The sequence below is a fragment of the Clostridium ganghwense genome (assembly GCF_026735165.1).
GTDB lineage: Bacteria > Bacillota > Clostridia > Clostridiales > Clostridiaceae > Clostridium_H > Clostridium_H ganghwense.
Genome location: NZ_JAPQES010000003.1, coordinates 408,629 through 425,936 on the forward strand (window position 1 = coordinate 408,629; position 17,308 = coordinate 425,936).

At 28.1% G+C, this 17,308-nt stretch carries 18 protein-coding genes; 2 read left to right on the forward strand and 16 right to left on the reverse strand.

Annotated features, from left to right (window positions below):
* Positions 1 to 35 precede the first annotated feature (35 nt).
* From OXH55_RS10975 to OXH55_RS11015, 9 genes are all read right to left on the reverse strand, one after another.
* Positions 36 to 239 carry a methyltransferase domain-containing protein gene (locus OXH55_RS10975; protein WP_268050006.1) on the reverse strand — a complete coding sequence of 68 codons (204 nt, stop codon included), beginning with the start codon at positions 237 to 239 and terminating at the stop codon, positions 36 to 38.
* A 10-nt stretch (positions 240 to 249) separates the two neighbouring features.
* Complete coding sequence (locus OXH55_RS10980) at positions 250 to 957, reverse strand: HAD family hydrolase (RefSeq protein WP_268050007.1); 708 nt, start codon at positions 955 to 957, stop codon at positions 250 to 252.
* Between the two features lie 171 nt (positions 958 to 1,128).
* Entirely contained in the window at positions 1,129 to 2,073 is a 945-nt protein-coding gene (locus tag OXH55_RS10985; protein WP_268050008.1) for a M15 family metallopeptidase, read from the reverse strand.
* A gap of 150 nt (positions 2,074 to 2,223) precedes the next feature.
* Positions 2,224 to 2,820: a class I SAM-dependent DNA methyltransferase gene (locus OXH55_RS10990; RefSeq protein ID WP_268050009.1), complete on the reverse strand. Its 597-nt coding sequence runs from the start codon at positions 2,818 to 2,820 to the stop codon at positions 2,224 to 2,226.
* Positions 2,821 to 2,865: 45 nt separating this feature from the next.
* On the reverse strand, positions 2,866 to 3,414 hold the full coding sequence (locus OXH55_RS10995; RefSeq protein ID WP_272509032.1) for a sugar O-acetyltransferase: 549 nt from the start codon (positions 3,412 to 3,414) through the stop codon (positions 2,866 to 2,868).
* A gap of 125 nt (positions 3,415 to 3,539) precedes the next feature.
* Positions 3,540 to 4,061: a GNAT family N-acetyltransferase gene (locus OXH55_RS11000; protein WP_268050010.1), complete on the reverse strand. Its 522-nt coding sequence runs from the start codon at positions 4,059 to 4,061 to the stop codon at positions 3,540 to 3,542.
* Positions 4,062 to 4,245: 184 nt separating this feature from the next.
* Entirely contained in the window at positions 4,246 to 6,225 is a 1,980-nt protein-coding gene (locus OXH55_RS11005) for a YgiQ family radical SAM protein (protein WP_268050011.1), read from the reverse strand.
* Between the two features lie 214 nt (positions 6,226 to 6,439).
* Positions 6,440 to 7,324, reverse strand: a complete 885-nt coding sequence (locus tag OXH55_RS11010; RefSeq protein WP_268050012.1) for a hypothetical protein — start codon at positions 7,322 to 7,324, stop codon at positions 6,440 to 6,442.
* Between the two features lie 69 nt (positions 7,325 to 7,393).
* The gene (locus OXH55_RS11015) at positions 7,394 to 7,834 is read right to left on the reverse strand and encodes an NUDIX hydrolase (protein ID WP_268050013.1); all 441 of its coding nucleotides are present in this window, start codon (positions 7,832 to 7,834) and stop codon (positions 7,394 to 7,396) included.
* Positions 7,835 to 8,222: 388 nt separating this feature from the next.
* Between OXH55_RS11015 and OXH55_RS11020 the strand changes: the two genes are divergently transcribed.
* Positions 8,223 to 8,834, forward strand: a complete 612-nt coding sequence (locus tag OXH55_RS11020; protein WP_268050015.1) for a DUF2238 domain-containing protein — start codon at positions 8,223 to 8,225, stop codon at positions 8,832 to 8,834.
* A gap of 16 nt (positions 8,835 to 8,850) precedes the next feature.
* Here the strand turns inward: OXH55_RS11020 and OXH55_RS11025 are convergent, their stop codons facing one another.
* The 5 genes from OXH55_RS11025 to OXH55_RS11045 all read right to left on the reverse strand — a co-directional run bounded on the left by OXH55_RS11025 (position 8,851) and on the right by OXH55_RS11045 (position 13,641).
* Positions 8,851 to 9,522 (reverse strand): DUF2238 domain-containing protein, encoded by a 672-nt coding sequence (locus OXH55_RS11025; protein WP_268050016.1) that lies wholly within the window; start codon positions 9,520 to 9,522, stop codon positions 8,851 to 8,853.
* A gap of 27 nt (positions 9,523 to 9,549) precedes the next feature.
* On the reverse strand, positions 9,550 to 10,260 hold the full coding sequence (locus OXH55_RS11030; RefSeq protein WP_268050017.1) for a 2-phosphosulfolactate phosphatase family protein: 711 nt from the start codon (positions 10,258 to 10,260) through the stop codon (positions 9,550 to 9,552).
* 43 nt (positions 10,261 to 10,303) lie between these two features.
* The gene (locus tag OXH55_RS11035; protein ID WP_268050018.1) at positions 10,304 to 10,696 is read right to left on the reverse strand and encodes a ribosomal maturation YjgA family protein; all 393 of its coding nucleotides are present in this window, start codon (positions 10,694 to 10,696) and stop codon (positions 10,304 to 10,306) included.
* Positions 10,697 to 10,803: 107 nt separating this feature from the next.
* Positions 10,804 to 12,105 (reverse strand): M18 family aminopeptidase, encoded by a 1,302-nt coding sequence (locus OXH55_RS11040; RefSeq protein WP_268050019.1) that lies wholly within the window; start codon positions 12,103 to 12,105, stop codon positions 10,804 to 10,806.
* Between the two features lie 156 nt (positions 12,106 to 12,261).
* Entirely contained in the window at positions 12,262 to 13,641 is a 1,380-nt protein-coding gene (locus tag OXH55_RS11045) for a hypothetical protein (RefSeq protein ID WP_268050020.1), read from the reverse strand.
* Between the two features lie 196 nt (positions 13,642 to 13,837).
* Here OXH55_RS11045 and OXH55_RS11050 point away from each other — a divergent pair, with 196 nt between their 5' ends.
* Positions 13,838 to 15,016 carry a cation diffusion facilitator family transporter gene (locus OXH55_RS11050; RefSeq protein WP_268050021.1) on the forward strand — a complete coding sequence of 393 codons (1,179 nt, stop codon included), beginning with the start codon at positions 13,838 to 13,840 and terminating at the stop codon, positions 15,014 to 15,016.
* Between the two features lie 53 nt (positions 15,017 to 15,069).
* Here the strand turns inward: OXH55_RS11050 and OXH55_RS11055 are convergent, their stop codons facing one another.
* Complete coding sequence (locus OXH55_RS11055) at positions 15,070 to 16,104, reverse strand: DUF5050 domain-containing protein (RefSeq protein WP_268050022.1); 1,035 nt, start codon at positions 16,102 to 16,104, stop codon at positions 15,070 to 15,072.
* Positions 16,105 to 16,250: 146 nt separating this feature from the next.
* Positions 16,251 to 17,300, reverse strand: a complete 1,050-nt coding sequence (locus OXH55_RS11060) for a tyrosine-protein phosphatase (protein ID WP_268050024.1) — start codon at positions 17,298 to 17,300, stop codon at positions 16,251 to 16,253.
* Positions 17,301 to 17,308 lie beyond the last annotated feature (8 nt).

Below are 17,308 nucleotides of genomic sequence, written 5' to 3' on the forward strand. Positions count from 1 at the left end.
TACTCTATATTATTTTTTCTTCTGAACTATATAATCTATATACCCTTGCCTAATTTTTCACCATAACCATATCCAAAATCATTTACAGAAAGAAATTTCACAAAACATAATCCGCCAGGTTTTAATACTCTCTTGATTTCATCAATAGCTTTAGAAATATCAATTTTTTTCATATGAAAAATGGTGTTATAACAATAAATATAACTTATTGATTCATCTTCAAAAGGAAGATATCTCACACTAAATAACCTACAATCTGTTTAAACTATTCATTAATTCATAAAAATTAGGTACCTTTTGCTGTACATCTTGAAACTTATTGTACCTATCTAGAAAAATAGTATTTAATCCTAATTTTTTAGGTTGTACATAATCATTTATATAATCATCTCCAACAAATACAATTTCACATGGGGCTATCCCCAAATTATCAATAGCTATGTCATATATATTGGGATGCGGTTTTCTCCACCCTACATTAACTGATGTAGTGATAGAATTAAAATACTCAATGATTCCATTTTTAGCTAATAATTCTTCAACACCATTCTTAACCTTAAAATTTGATACTACTCCAAGTTGATATTTATCAGCTAAATTAGATAATACTTCTACAACTTCTTCCTTTATATAGCACTTATGTGTATATGTTTTCCAATAATTCTTTAAGAGTTTTTTCGAAATTTCTGTTATTTTTTCCTTATCATCTTTAAATTTTATACATGCTACTTGTTCAAATCTTTCTATTAAATCATATTCTTTATTATCAGGAAGTCTTTTATCAATTATCTCTTTAGCACAAATATAATTTTGAAAGAATTCATCAAAATTTCTCCAATAGTGTTCAACACCTGATCCATCATATGCCCATAACGCATAATCTCTCAATATTGGTATTTCTACTATATCAATTAATGTTTCCATGCAATCAAATAGAACACATTTAATATTACTCATATTTTTACTCCTCCCCAAACGATAAATTTATTTTTTATCCCTTTAATTGTATTATACTCTATAATATAGAAAACAAAGCTTGGAAATTATAAAATTCCACAATTTCCTATAGACAAAAAAGCCTTGGCAAGCCAAGGCTAAATATAAACAAATTATTATGTTATAATTATTTTATTCTAATACTTTGTCTATTATCTCAATACACTTTTTCACACTTTCATCCTTACATGATATTCCATCATACCATGATTTATCAGAGGCAGGTTTATCTGCAAAGTATCGGGATTTTAAAATCAGTTCTGGTCTATATTCAAAATGTAAAATATCAAATTTTCCCCATTTACCTCCCCAAATAAAGTTATTCTTCTCAAAAATCTGCACAATTTCCCTTGGATAAATAGATAATCTCTTTTCCCCATCTTTTCGTGAAGTCCACTTCCAATAATCTCTTTTATCACTTTTAAGATCAATTGCAGTTCCAAAAGAATGAGGACTTAATCTATTAGTACCTGCAATACATCTATAATTAAAAGTACCATTTGTAGGAAATACACAAGAATAAATATCATGACGTTTTTGTGATAACGGTGTAAGCTCTTTCATAACTGACTGCAGTGCATCAGCTGCTTTATTATTACCATTAAAAAGACAAGTTTTATATCCAAGCTTTACAGGTACAAGATTAGACTGCACTTGTTCCTTACCTCCACCATAGACCTCTTTAAGTAAAGGATATACTCTAATACGTCCTGGATTAAAATCTATATCCATCAATTTTGTAATATCTGATAGAGGATACCTCTGTTCCATCATGTCTTGTAAATCTGCATTATTTAACTTCTCTTGAAAATTCTTTACTTTTTTATCATCATAAAGGATACGTTTTCCTGATTTCATTACTATATATACTCTACCATCCGTTTTCCGTTCTACATTGGTAATATACTCAGGATAAGCCATCATCAAACAAAAAAGATCTTGCTTCATCGTCACATTATAAACTATGTCATCAGGTTCCGTAGCCGCAATAGCAATATTTTTCATCGCTCCTTTTTCCACTACTCCCCCAAACACCAACATACACAGCACAATTACACTAATAGCCATCTTCTTCATAATATCTTTCCTCCCTTCATAAAATGTTAATTTACCTATTTCACAATATTCTTCAACAGATATGTTATTAGAAATATTACCTCTCTACATGGCTAGTATGTGTAGATACAATAAATTTTACTAACAACAGTTTTATGAAAAGACTAAATATTATAATTCATTATTCTTCACACAGCTAAAATAAAAAAACTCTTCATCTTTTATAACTACATACTTAAAATTGTATTTTCTACTCAATTCATTCAGATTAGTATTACTTGGAATAGGCTCTCTTCCGTGATTATATCCTATTTTTCTATGATGCTTTTTTAATCCTTCTCTTGTCCTTGCATGGATAATTGAGAAACATCCTCCCTCATTCAATAATTCTTTCGCATTTTTAAATACTACATCCATATTTTCAAAATGTGGAATGCTGTTAAATATAATTACATAATCAAATTTTTCATCAAATTCTACTTTTTTATCAAAATCTAAACATCTTGTTTGTACTTCTGGAAATATTTTTTTTAGTTCTTCAAGCATTTTTTCTGAAATATCTACTGCAACATAGTTTTTTAATTCCTTACCTCGCAGTATTGAATACAGAATACCCGTTCCTGCTGCAACATCAATCACTGAATCATTTTTTGATATTCCTAATAATTTCACTGTCTTTTTTGCAATGTTCATTCTTTCTTCTGGTATGTTTTCTGCCCATTTTTTATAGCTTTTATTGAAAAACTCTTTCTGATTTGTAATCTTCAATATTCCTACACCTTCTCTCTATTTAAACCTTTTATAAACACTACTTTAAATTTTTCTTATAACTTTACATGGATTTCCTACAGCCACAACATTTTCTGGAATATCTTTAGTTACTACACTTCCTGCTCCTATTACTGTATTAGCTCCTATTTTTACCCCTGGTACAATTATTGCTCCTGCTCCTATCCAAACATTATCTCCTATTTCTATAGGTAGAGCATATTCATTACCTTTTGCTCTTTCTACTGGGTCAATTGGATGGGTAGCTGTAGATATTTTTACACCTGGAGCTAAAAGTACATTATTCCCTATCTTTACTTCATTTACATCTAAAATTATACAACCATGATTGGCATAAAAATTTTCGCCTATTTTTATATTGTATCCATAATCACAGTAAAATGGCGGCTCTATCCAACAACTTTTATCTGTTCTAAATAGCTTTTTTAAAATTTCTATTTTTTTCTCCTGCTCTGATGGATCTGTCATATTAAATTTATGACAAAGTTTTTTAGCATAATTTCTCTCCTCAACTAATTCTTTATCAAAAGCCTGATAAAATTCTCCTGCTAACATCTTTTCTTTTTCAGTCATAATTTCACCTCATATTTAAATAATAAATTTTGTAAGAATTAAATAATACTATTAATCAAATTATCATGGTAAACCTCACTTTTTTTCTTTAATATAATAACCTGTAAGACCCAAATATTTAATTTTTAATTCTTAAATTCGAGAGTCATAACATTTACTATATTTGTTTTCTTTGTAAACTCCATAGTAACTTCTTTTATTTTTCTATAACCTAAATCAGACCAAAATTTAATTCCCTTATAATTATCTTCAATTACGCCTATTCTGAAAGATTTTGCACCTAAATTAGTTGCCCATTGAATTAATGCTTCATGTGCCATTTTTCCTAACCCATTACCTCTTTCTTTTGGGTCAATAAGCATTAATCCAAGCATCCATTGTCCAATAACAGGGAAATCCTTAACAATATCAATAATACCTACAAGTTGTTTATTATCTTTAAATATTCCTAAAACAAACTTATCTTTATAATTTTTATTTGGTGGAATAGCCTCAAATATTTCTTTTGTATCTTCTTTAGATGGTACTATTCCATCATGTAATATATAATAATCTGAACATTTTTCACATAGCTCTTCAATAATTTTAATTTTTTCTATAGTAAGAGGTTTAATTTCATAATCATTAAGCAAATTGAGTTTTTCCATATAATCTTCCTCCAATTTCCTAATTATTTTTCATCATACATAAATAAGTTACATACTTAATTGTATAATAAAATCTATATATTCTATAATATCACAAATAAGTAATTGTAATCTTTTAAAGATTATACATGTAAAAAATAGTAGACCTTCATTTCGAAGGTCTACTCTATAAATCATGTGTTAATTATTTTCTTTTTGCTTTATTTTTATTATTTTTTCTATTTCCATTCTTCTTGTTACTTTGTTTACTCTTAAACCTATCCTTCCCATTCCTTTGTTTACTTTTAAACTTATCCTTACCATTTCTTTGTTTAGTTGAATTTTCCCCTTTTCTGTTACTATTGCTGTATTCCACCTTGTTTTTTTTCATCTTTGGTTTTATTAAACATTTTGGCCCAAAACCAATAAGATCTTCTCTATCTGCTTGCATTAAAGCTGTGTATACCAAATTATATTTCTTAGGATCTCTATATTGGAGTAAAGCTCTTTGCATAGCTTTTTCACTTTTAGTTTTAGGAATATATACTTCTTTCATAGTAATAGGATCTAAACCAGTATAAAACATAGTTGTTGATAATGTTCCAGGGGTAGGATAAAAATCTTGAACCTGTTCTGGTTGATAATTAATGTCTCTTAGATATTCTGCTAACTCTATTGCTGTTTCTAATGTACTTCCTGGATGACTGGACATTAAATAAGGTATAATATATTGTTTTTTTCCTATTCTCTCAGTTATTTTATAAAATTTATTTTTAAACTTATCATAAGTTTTTCCTGCTGGTTTTCCCATAAACTTTAAAACCTTATGTGAAACATGTTCTGGTGCTACTTTTAGTTGTCCACTTACATGATGCTTAATAAGTTCTTTAAAAAATGTATCATTTTTATCTGCCATAATATAATCATATCTTAACCCTGAACGCACAAAAACCTTTTTAACCTTAGGAATATCCCTTACCTTTTTTAGCACATTTAAATATTCCATGTGATTTACATCCATGTTTTTACACGGGTTTGGGTATAAACACTGCTTACTTTTACAAGCACCCACTTTAAGTTGTTTTTCACATGCAGGGTGTCTAAAATTAGCAGTAGGTCCTCCAACATCATGAATATATCCTTTAAAATCCTCAAAGCTTGTAATTTCTTTTGCTTCTTCTAATATTGACTCTTCACTTCTACTTTGTACAATTCTTCCTTGATGAAATGTTATAGCACAAAAAGAGCAGCTTCCAAAGCATCCTCTTGAACTAACTATACTAAATTTAACTTCTTGTATAGCAGGTATGCCACCTAGTTCTTCATAAATAGGATGGTAATTTTTTTGATAAGGTAAAGAATAAACCTTATCTAATTCTTCTCTCGTAAGTGGCATTTCTGGTTTGTTTTGTACAAGATACTTGTTTGTATGCTTTTGTACTATAGTATTTCCTCTAATAGGATCTTGTTCTTCATATTGTATTTTGAAAGCCTCTGCATATTTCTTTTTATCTTTACACACTTCTTTATAGGATGGTATTTCAATATAGTCATACACATCTTCTATATTATCTACAACATAGCATGTCCCTGGTATATGTCTAATATATTGTATATCTAATCCATCATTCAAGTTATTTGCAACTTCAACAACCTGTTTTTCACTCATTCCATATATTAATAAGTCTGCTCCACTGTCAATTAACATAGATTTTCTTACTTTATCACTCCAATAATCATAGTGAGCAAATCTTCTTAAACTTGCCTCAATTCCTCCAATCATAATAGGAATATTTTTGTATGCTTCTCTTATCCTATTACAATAAACAATTGTTGCTCTATCAGGTCTTAATCCCATTTTTGCACCTGGAGAATAAAAATCTTTTTCTCTTAATTTTTTACTTACCGTATAATGGTTAACCATGGAGTCCATATTACCTCCATTTACTAAAAATCCTAATCTAGGTGCACCTAGTTTTTTAAAATCTTCTGTATCCTTCCAATTAGGCTGAGCTATTATTCCTACTTTATATCCTGCATTTTCTAGGACTCTTGAGATGATAGCTGTTCCAAAACTATGATGATCTACATACGCATCTCCCGTAACTATAATAAAATCTAATTGCTCCCAACCTCTATCTATCATGTCTTGTTTAGTAATTGGCAAATATTTATTATCGTTCATCTTAATCACCTTCTTTTGTATAATTCAAACTACAATTATAACATTTTTTATCGCATAATTCTTCATAAATAACATATCCCAATTATTACTAAAACCATAGGTTTTCTAAGTAGTGTCTTATCTATAAAATACTATTATATATAATAAATAAAATCGTAAAAAAATAATAGAACCACACGTTTTAAAAATCACGTGTGATTCTATTATTTTAATTCTAAGCTACAATATTAATTTTTTCACCACTATACTCAACTTTATCATTGTTGTTGTCTATATACTGCTTAATATTTTGTGCAATTTGTTGTTGCTTTATCAGTAATTTTTCTGCATTTTCTGTATTTATACTACTGTTAATCTTCTTACTTTGTTCACTTTTATCAACAATATTGTTAGAAGTGTTGTTTTGTATTTTATTATCACTTTTAGTAGTTACATCCTTTAAATGTTTACCAATTTTTTCAGTAATCTCTTCAATATTATCCTTCATTTCAGCAAGACGTTTTTTCTTTCTAACAGGATTAATTCCTCTACTCTTATCTATCTTTATTTCTCCCTCTAAAACTTTTGCATCACCTGACATTATATTTTTTTGAGATGACAAAGCTTTAGCTTGTGATAGATTACTGGAAAGACTTAAAATATTATCCATAGAACGGTCTGTTTGTATATCGTTAGTAGAATCCTTATTTGTTTTTTGTTTTGAACTTTTACCTTTCTTCTTTTTATCTTCAGTGCCAATTGCTTTGCGTTGTTCTTCCAGCTGAAGCTCATTTACCTGCTTGTCAATTTCTTCAATTTGCTTATCAATACTTTCAAGCTTTTCTTCTATAGACTTTGGATTCTCTCCGTTTTTCAAACCTCTCTCCATAATGGTATTTTTACTATCCATTAAATTTTCTTTCTGCTTCATTAGGTTTTCCAAGATATTGTTTCGTTTTAATTTTCCTCCTAAAAATTTACCCATGCTGTTTTTATTCGCAATATTACGTCTTTGAGACTTTCCATTGTTATCAACGGTATTTTTAGTCAAATTATTATTAGAACCATAACTTAAATTTACCAAGCCTATCTGCGGCTGTGGTGAAAAAGATATCCGCATATATAAATCCCCCTTTAACACACTTTTGTAAACTCTGTATATTTTTTATCATAAAAATTTTAGTTTTATTTAACGAATAAATGCACTCTCTTGAAATGCAAGGGCATCATCTAACCAGCGAGGGTGCATAGGTAATAACTTTTTAGGTAAATTATCATATGCAAAATACTTAAATTCTAATGATTCTTTTGGATCACATTCTAATTCTCCACCAATTACTTCAGCCAAAAAACAAGTTGTAATAAAATGAACAACTTCTCCATTAGGATATGAAAAAACTTGAGAATCAGGATCTGAATAAACTCCTATTAAATGCTTTATTCTTATGTCCAAATTTGCTTCTTCTTTAACTTCTCTAATAGCTGCTTCTTTAACCGATTCTCCTGGTTCTACATGTCCAGAAGGTATTCCCCACAACCCTACATCTCTACGTTTCTGCAATAATACTTTATTATTATTATCTAAAATAATAACAGCTACCCCCGGATAAATATAATCAATTTTTTTCATTTTTTTCCTCCTATCAAAAACTTTAGGAACTAATAGAACTATTACCCCTCCCTTTTTCACTCTATACTTTAATATCAAAATATGAATAAAATATTACACAAATACTTTTATACTTAATATATAATATCGGTTATGTACCCTACGGTATCTCCCATATGTAACTTTTAGTAAGCTATCCTTAGTTCCATAAACCACACTTTATTTCAATATTATTTACATTATACCATATTGTTACATTTAATATTAGAAGTTATCTTTTATCATGCTCTTTAAATAACTTTTAATTTTACTTATACTACTTTGAGTTGTATTGGTATATATTTTATGCTATTATTTCATAAAGCTTTCTCATCATAAAATATACTAATTTTTATAAAAGGAGTAGAGTATGAAAAATAAACATTTTTATATATTTTTATTATCAACTTTATCTTTAATTTTCATTTGGTCTTTTATAAATCCTCATGATTTATTCACATGGTTTTTAGAAGTATTACCAGCTGTAATAGGTATTTCAATTCTTATACTTATTTATCCTAACTTTAAATTTACAAAACTTGTTTATTTTCTAATTTGGATTCATGCAATTATTTTAATTATTGGAGGACACTATACTTACGCTGAAATGCCATTATTTAATTGGATAAGAGATACCTTTGATTTAAGTCGTAATTATTATGATAGATTGGGACACTTTGCTCAAGGCTTTATTCCAGCTATAGTAATAAGAGAAGTATTTTTAAGAAAATCTGTTGTAAAGAATGGAAAATGGTTATTTTTTATAGTGGTTAGCATTTGTCTTGCAATAAGTGCTTCTTATGAACTTTTAGAGTTTATAGTTTCAAAACTGACAGGTACAGCTGCTGATAACTTTCTAGGTACTCAAGGAGATGTTTGGGATACACAATGGGACATGCTTTATGCATTAGTTGGATCAATTACAGCACTACTATTTCTAAAAAAACCTCATAATAAAGCATTAGCACATGAGAAAAACTAATTCTCATGTGCTAATGCTAACAACTCTGATTATTATTATACTCTTCTTTCTTTTGTAGAAGCCTTGGGTTTTCATCAAAAAACTCCTTAAAAACTGGAACTTGCTGATGTCTTTTCTGATAAAAATATCCGTTAATTGAAGTAATAAGAGCTCCTATAGAATCTACAATTAAATCCCACATAGTATCAACTAGTCCAGATTTCTGCATATTCAAACCAAATATAGAATCCATTGAAAACTCAAATATCTCCCATAATGCTCCCATACACAAAGCAAATGTGAAAGAAAATAAAGCAACAAAAAATGGACTCATAATAAGATCAATCTTTTCTTCTCTGTTCAAAATATATATCAACAAAAATCCAACCATTCCAAGAATAACTCCTGAAAAAGTATGGAGCATTATATCCCACCACCAAAATTTATAGTAATAGTTCCCAAGCTCTCCCAAAATCTGAGCTGCAAAAATAAAGCTTAAAATTACTATTTGAAAGCTTGCGGGAAGCTTTATACCATTTTTTCTAGCAATTATATAAGGTAAATACGTAAGTACAAAAGTACTTATTGCAATAAAAAGATTAAGCCAACTTTGAGTTTTTATACTTATAACCATAGATAATATTAAAAGTATTCTCATGATATTAGCTAGTACAATTTCTTTCTTATAATTCTTCTTTAGTATCTTCATCTAACTTCCCCCCAATCTCTAATCATATTATTCACTCACAATTTTTCCTTCTTTAAATTCTGGTGCCATGTCTATAATATCTTTTCTACAGCAATATTTCAAATCTCCTTCAAGCCCTAAACTTATAAGAGTATTATAGTGCTTGGCTTTCTTTATAAAGCTTAAAACATCTTCATTCTGCTCATATATATAATATGCAGTTACAGCGATATCAGTTAACTCAGCCTTTATTTCTTTTAAAATACAATCAATAATATATCCACTGCATATAAAATCATCTATAGAAAATTCTCCATAAGTACCTGCATTAATTATAACTACATCATTATTTAATTCTACTGCTCTCTTAGCTACTGTCTTTGCATTTATCAGCGCTCCTATAAGCATATTTTTTGCCGATACAGCTCTGTTTATTGCCTTTGTTCCATTTGTAGTAGTCATGACTAAAACTTTATCTTTTGCAATATCTTCTTTATATTCTAGAGGAGAATTTGAGAAATCAAAACCTTCTATTTTAACAGCATTTCTTTCTCCACCTAAAACATAATTCTCTCTATTATCTTTTACAATAGATTTAGCCTCTTCAATATCTACCACAGGAATAACTTCTCTACAGCCATTATTTAATGCTGTTACAATTACAGATGTAGCCCTTAGCATATCTACTATCACTACAGTCTTATCCTTAATCTTTTCTTCTTTTATATCCTCATTTGAAATAATTATATCTATTTTCATATGATATATCCCTCATTTCCTAATAAGATAAATAATTATTTAATCAATTTTTTATAACCTTATCTATACATGTTCCAATAACTATTCCAGCAGTATAACACAATAAATCACTCCATAGAAATCCAAAACCTAATATAAGCCCTCCTATAGTAGTATGTCTAACACTATCAATCCAACGTGCATGATATAGCTGACTTATTTCTATACTATAAGAAAATATAATAGCCATTACAGCAACTTTTCTAATAGAATAAGTTCTAAAACAAAATCCTATCATAAGAAAAATCATCAATCCCCATAGGGTATCCCCTGCATATTCCCCTATAAACTTAGGAATAATTGAATAAAATTTTCTTGAAGATAATCCTAAAAATATTACTACTAAAATTAGAATTCCATAAATTACTCTATTTCTTTTATTATTTGAATTAATCATTTAAATCCTTTCTCACTATATCTTTTTATCTAATTTGAACTTACATTAAAAAATAAGTTGTATCGTAGTAATACAACTTATCTTAAATATCAAAATTATCTAGTTAATTATAGTTTATAAAATTCTTCAAAACATTTTGCAGAATAATAATGATCCTTTACTCCACAAAATTCTCTAATTGAGTGCATTGCAAGCAGCGGAGTTCCTATATCGACAGAACGAATATTTAAATGAGTTGAAGAAATTGGTCCTATTGTTGAACCACCTCTCTCATCTGAACGATTAACAAATTTTTGTACAGGCACTCCCGCTTTACTACAAATAGATTCAAAAACAGCTGAAGAATTGCTATCTGAAGTATAGCTTTGGCTTGCAGCTATTTTTATTGCAGGTCCTTTATTTATCATAGGTCTGTTAGTTGGGTCACACTTTCCACCCTTATTTGGATGTACAGCATGAGCTGAATCTGATGAAATAATAAATGATTTTGAAAGTGACCTAAAGAAATCTTCTCTACCTCCACCTAGTGATAAAACTATTCTTTCAAGGATGTTAGCAAGCATATTTGAATCTGCTCCCTGTTTAGTTGAACTTCCTACTTCTTCATTATCAAAGCATACTAAAACATTTGTGGCCTTTGAAACTGGTGCATTAATCAAAGCTGAAAGACCTGCATGAACTGCTTCTAAATCATCTAATCTTCCACAAGATATAAACTCATCATTTAATCCTATAACACTTCCTTTTTCATATTCATAAAGGAATAAATCAAAATCTAGTACGTCTTCATGGTTTACATCTAACTCTTTTGCAATAGCCTTTAAAAGATAGTTATCCTTTTCAAATTTTTCGTTTACTAAAGATACTAGTGGTAATGTATCCTCTTGTTTGTTTAACTCAATTCCTTTATTAACTTCTCTATTCATATGAATTGCAAGGTTTGGAATTATCATTATTGGTTTCTTTACATTAACTAGCTTTGTTTCTGGAAATAATATATTTTTACCCTTTAAAGTAACTCTCCCTGCTAAAGATAAAGGTCTATCAAGCCAAGTGTTAAGTATTGGCCCTCCATAAACCTCAGTATTTAATTTAAAATATGTTCCTTCTGATATCATTTCACAATTTGGTTTAATTCTAAAGCACGGTGAATCAGTATGTGCACCTATTATCTTAAACCCATTTTCATTAACTTTATCTTTTCCAACTACAAAAGCAACTATAGCTGAGTCATTCTTAGTTACAAAATATTTACCTTCCTTTTCTATGTTCCATTTATCCTCTTCTTTTAATTCTTTAAAATTGTTCTTCATCAATTCATTCTTTACATTTTCTACAGCATGAAAAGCTGTTGGGCTTTCATATATAAAATCTATAAGTTCCTCTGCAAATTTTATCTCTTTGCTCATTTTGCTACCTCCACTTATAATAAAGTTTTTAAACTCTATAAATTAGTATACCAAAAATCTCTATTTTTTTCACAGAATTATCTTCCTATAAAATCACAAAATAAAAGTTTCGATAAAACTTATCGAAACTTTTACTTGTTATAATTATATTTAAATTTAAGCAGACACCTTTTTATTTTGAGAAGGTACATTGTTCATTAACATATCTACATAATCAATAGAGTTCTTTTCGTTAACTTTAGGCATAGCTTCAACTTTAACGTCTCCATTTATATTATATAATTCGCTGTTATAATTAATTGTACATGTATATTTTGAACCATTGTTTTTTCCTTGAAGTTTTGCTGAATCAACAGTAACTTTAAAGCTTCCAGCTTCAGATGCGATATATCCATCTTTATTTACTCCACAGTTTAATACTATTTCAAATTTAACTGATTTATTCATTTCTTCTAAAGCTGCTACTAATTGAGTCATTCCAATTTCTAATTGTTTATCAATTTCTTGTTGTATTTTTTCTAAATCTTGTTGGCTAATCTTTTTATCTTGCATTTCTGCTGCTACATTTATTGTATCTTTAAGATAGTCTTTTATAAGCTTTTTCATATTTTCATCTTGCATAGCAAGCTTAACTACTTTAACTAATTTATCATTATCTAATTTAATTTGATAAAGATTAACTTTTTCTTTTCCATTTAAAATAGTTCCTTGTCCTTTTCTTGTTACGATGCTGTATTTAGCATCAGCTACTCTTATAAAGTCTAGAAGAGCTTCTTGGAATCTCTTTCCGTATTTTTCGTAAACACCCATCATTTTTCCATAATCCATATTTGGAACATTTAGTTTTTCATAAATTTTTGATGTATCATATACAATATAGTCTTTACCTTTTAATTCTGGTGTTAAATTCTTCATAGCTTCTGGAATGCTAACTATATATTTCATGTTAGGTTGTTTACCTTCTGTATTGATGTCCATCCATGCCTTAAGATTAAATACCTGTTGCATAAAATCGATATTTATATCACTGTTAGCAAATATTTTTGTATTTTTTTCATTTGATTTATATTTTGATGTTGCATTTACTTTTAAGCTATTTATCATAGCCATTACTGGTGCTAAACTCTGTTGCTCTTCTTTTGATAAATTTTGTCCATTTAACTTTATGTCAAAGTTTACCTTAGATTCAGCTGAACGCATTTTAGCTGTTTTATCATATGCATTCATTAATTCATCAACTGGAGAAACTTTTTTATCAATATTGCTATAAATATGATAATCTAAAGTTTTGTTATATAAATGTTTAGTATGTGAATCTTGAAGGTTAGCTATTGCTAGTCTAGCTTCTTTAATATTTTTTTCACTTAAATCGTTTATTGCTTTAAAAACAACTTCTCCAACATTTTTTGTATTTACTGTGCTTGCAACTTTTACTCCATCTTTTGTATCTGCCATAGCCTTAGCAGGTGCTAGTCCAATTCCTCCAGCTAAAACAACTGCTGATAATATCATAGATAGTGTCTTTTTACTTTTCATTTTTTCCCCCTACCTTTTTGTAAAAAATTTAATACATTATATATATAATACTTCATTTCCCAGAATATATCAATATAGTATATAAATTAGATTTTACAATCACTCAAAGCAAATTTAATCATAATTAATTATTATGATATAATATCTATTGTTTAAAGCTTTTAAACATTTTTAATTTTAGCATGGAGGTAGCAAAATGTTATCAAAACTTCTAGTAACTAGATTTGTAAAAAATCATGAAAACACAGCCGACCCTAAAGTACGAGAATCTTATGGATATTTAGGTGGTATAGTAGGCATAATTGTTAACTTTATTTTATTTTTAATCAAATTATCCGTAGGTTTATTGGTCAAAAGTATTGCAGTAACAGCAGATGCATTTAACAATTTATCAGATGTTTTATCTTCTGTAATAACTATTGCTGGGTTTAAATTAGCTTCAAAACCAGCAGATGCAGAACATCCTTTTGGACATGGAAGAATTGAATACATATCTGGATTAATTGTTGCTTTTATGGTTATGTTAGTAGGATTTGAATTTACTAAATCTTCTTTTGACAGAATAATTAATCCTTCAAAAATAAATTTTAAGCTTATACCATTTATTTTAATTCTACTTTCAATAGCGGTCAAAATATGGTTAAGTAAATTTAATAAATATGTGGGAAAAAAAATAAATTCTTCTGCCCTTGAAGCCGCTTCTTTAGACGCATTAAGTGATGTTATTTCTTCTAGTACTGTAGCTTTGTCCTTATTTTTATCTCAATGGATATCATTCCCTATAGATGGTTATGTGGGTATAGCAGTATCATTATTTATATTATATTCTGGTTATTCCTTAGTTAAAGAAACTATTAATCCTCTATTAGGAGAAGCACCAAACCCTAAATTTGTTGAGGAATTAAAAAAAGAAGTACTTAAATATGATTATATAACTGGAGTACATGATTTAATTATTCACAACTATGGACCTGGAAGAGTAATGGCTTCTCTTCATGCAGAAGTTCCTTATAATATGTCCATAGTTAAAATACACGAAATTATTGATAGAGCAGAAAAAGAAATTTCTAAAAATCATAACATATTTTTAGTAATACATATGGATCCAGTTAATACTGATGATGAGGAAATAAATCATACTCGAATAGAGGTTAGTAATGTTCTAAAAAACTTTTCTCAAATTAACTCTTTTCATGATTTCAGAATTGTAGGAGAAGGAGACCATAAAAATTTACTTTTTGATGTTGTAATTGATTTTAATTCTAACTTTACTCACGAAGATGAGGGAAAACTTATATCTAATATAGATAAAGAAATAAAAAAACTCCACCCTCATTATAATGCACTTATAACAGTGGATAGAGAATATACTTAAAATAAAAAGAAAAAAGACAAGTATTGCAATAAATATACTTGTCTCTTTTCTTTTTATTTATTAATCTTATCCCATTTTAATTTTATAGGTCTATTAGAATAATCATAGTATATTGAGTCCCCTACAACATTAATTTTATAAGCAAAATCATCTACTACTTTCACTTTATTTTTTCCATCCTTGTCTATTTTACAAATACAACCATTATTTATATCACTAAAATATATATGCTCTTTATCTAAATTACCCCAAGCTGCAATTCCACTAAATATATTTTCTTTTGAACTTTTGTCTTTTTTTATTTTAAATATCCCACTTTCATTCAAATAGTATATCCAATCTCCTTCTATACCTATTAAGCTTATAAAATCGCTATTTTCCTCTGCAACAACCGTTTTATCTGAACCATCTTTTTTTATTTTGTGAATTCCTTTATTAGTATAGTAAATCCATTCTTCATCTGAAGCAATACCGCCAACTTCAATAGTATCGTCACTTAATTTCACTTTTTCTTTTTTATCTATACTAAGTCTATATAATTTCCAGTCTTCTAAATTTATATAATAAATATTATTTCCTTCTACATATATTTCTTGGACCTCATCTTCACTAATTTTTTCTCTCCCAGTTCCATCTGTTTTTATTCTATATATATTATTATTATCACTAGTATTGTTATAATAAATATAATCTCCAACTACATTAATATAAAAAGGAGTATCATCAGTTAATTTTATCTTTGAAGAACCATCTATTTTCTTTTTATACAAATATCTTTTGCCGTCCTCTTCATGTAAATAATAAATCCAATCTCCTTTTTTAGCTGCAAATCCAAAATTATTTAAATTTCCAGCAGTATTTCCTTTTTCATTTCCCTTTATAGTAACATTTGAATTTTCTTTACTATTTTTGTTTATATTACTTTTTTCATCATTTTTATTACTATTATTACTATAAGTGTTAACTATTTTTTTACGGCTATTTTCAACTGCAACAGCCTTTTCTTCAACAGCATTTTTACATCCACTGAAAGTCAAACTAGAAAACATTAGTAAAGTTGTTATAATTAATAATTTTCTTTTTGTCATTTAATACCCTTCCTTCACTCCAAGCTTACTCTTAAATTTATAAGTTATGTCATCGTTTCATCTATATACGTATATATTGTATAATATGGTGATAAAAGAAGAGTTACAAAAAAGTTTCAATAAAGTTAAACATTGTTATATAATCTCTATTCTAAATAATATTGCTGTAATTTATTTCTTTTTTCTTCACTTAAACCATATTCTTCCTCTAAATATTTTTCAATAGAACCATATGTTTCTTTTATAGTATTTAAAGAACTTTCAATATATTCTCTTCTTACCTCCATAAGTGCCTTACAAATTTCTATACTCTCTTCATCCTTTAATATAGGCTGAATTGATTTTATTAATGACTCATTCTTATGTGAACGATAGATATTAGTTAATAAATAATCTTCTATAACAGTTTCCTCTGACACCCCTAATGCTAGTAAAATTAATGCTGAACCAATTCCTGTACGATCTTTACCGGCAGTACAATGCTGAATTATTGGCATTTTATCAGGATATTCAATATATTCCATAAGCTTTTTAAAAGCTTTATTGTCAGATACCATTTCTATATAACCATTTTTAAGAAATTCACATGGGTTTCCTAATGACTTTAAACTTCTAGTTTTCTTTATTATAGATATCATATCAAAATTTCTATCTTGATTATCTAAAGAACGCATTGCAGAAATATTTATATTTTCAATACCATCAATTAATGGATCTGGCTTTTGATCAACTTCTGCCTTTGAACGATAATCAAAAATTGTTTTTACACCTAAATTTTTCAAATACTCTATGTCTTCTTTTGTTAAACCTGCTAATTGATCTGAACGATAAAAAGTATTCCATTTAACTCTTCTACCATACTTTGTTTTATATCCTCCTAAATCACGAAAGTTATTAACACCTTTAAAAGGTATTAATACTTCTGCAATTACCTCTGGAACATATCCTTTAGCTTTTAAAATAAAATAATTTCTTCTTTTAATATCTGGATCATCAAAAGTAACCGATGCTTTTCCTTCCACACTTGTAATATACTCTTCATCTGCATTTATATTAGGTGTTTTACTCCAATATATATTAACTTTTTCAAGATTTTCTTCTAAATTCCAACTAATTTTTATTTTGTTATCATTATCTCTTATAATATTTACATTTTTAAAATATTTTTCACTTCTCTGTATCTCTAAATACCCCATATCTGTTC

Coding starts and splice junctions, on each gene's coding strand:
- OXH55_RS11060 (WP_268050024.1), bottom strand. CDS start 17,300: ATGGGGTATTTAGAGATACAGAGAAGTGAAAAATATTTTAAAAATGTA.
- OXH55_RS11055 (WP_268050022.1), bottom strand. CDS start 16,104: ATGACAAAAAGAAAATTATTAATTATAACAACTTTACTAATGTTTTCT.
- OXH55_RS11045 (WP_268050020.1), bottom strand. CDS start 13,641: ATGAAAAGTAAAAAGACACTATCTATGATATTATCAGCAGTTGTTTTA.
- OXH55_RS11050 (WP_268050021.1), top strand. CDS start 13,838: ATGTTATCAAAACTTCTAGTAACTAGATTTGTAAAAAATCATGAAAAC.
- OXH55_RS11015 (WP_268050013.1), bottom strand. CDS start 7,834: ATGAAAAAAATTGATTATATTTATCCGGGGGTAGCTGTTATTATTTTA.
- OXH55_RS10995 (WP_272509032.1), bottom strand. CDS start 3,414: ATGACTGAAAAAGAAAAGATGTTAGCAGGAGAATTTTATCAGGCTTTT.
- OXH55_RS10980 (WP_268050007.1), bottom strand. CDS start 957: ATGAGTAATATTAAATGTGTTCTATTTGATTGCATGGAAACATTAATT.
- OXH55_RS11040 (WP_268050019.1), bottom strand. CDS start 12,105: ATGAGCAAAGAGATAAAATTTGCAGAGGAACTTATAGATTTTATATAT.
- OXH55_RS11000 (WP_268050010.1), bottom strand. CDS start 4,061: ATGGAAAAACTCAATTTGCTTAATGATTATGAAATTAAACCTCTTACT.
- OXH55_RS11035 (WP_268050018.1), bottom strand. CDS start 10,696: ATGATTAATTCAAATAATAAAAGAAATAGAGTAATTTATGGAATTCTA.
- OXH55_RS10985 (WP_268050008.1), bottom strand. CDS start 2,073: ATGAAGAAGATGGCTATTAGTGTAATTGTGCTGTGTATGTTGGTGTTT.
- OXH55_RS11010 (WP_268050012.1), bottom strand. CDS start 7,324: ATGCGGATATCTTTTTCACCACAGCCGCAGATAGGCTTGGTAAATTTA.
- OXH55_RS11020 (WP_268050015.1), top strand. CDS start 8,223: ATGAAAAATAAACATTTTTATATATTTTTATTATCAACTTTATCTTTA.
- OXH55_RS11005 (WP_268050011.1), bottom strand. CDS start 6,225: ATGAACGATAATAAATATTTGCCAATTACTAAACAAGACATGATAGAT.
- OXH55_RS11030 (WP_268050017.1), bottom strand. CDS start 10,260: ATGAAAATAGATATAATTATTTCAAATGAGGATATAAAAGAAGAAAAG.
- OXH55_RS11025 (WP_268050016.1), bottom strand. CDS start 9,522: ATGAAGATACTAAAGAAGAATTATAAGAAAGAAATTGTACTAGCTAAT.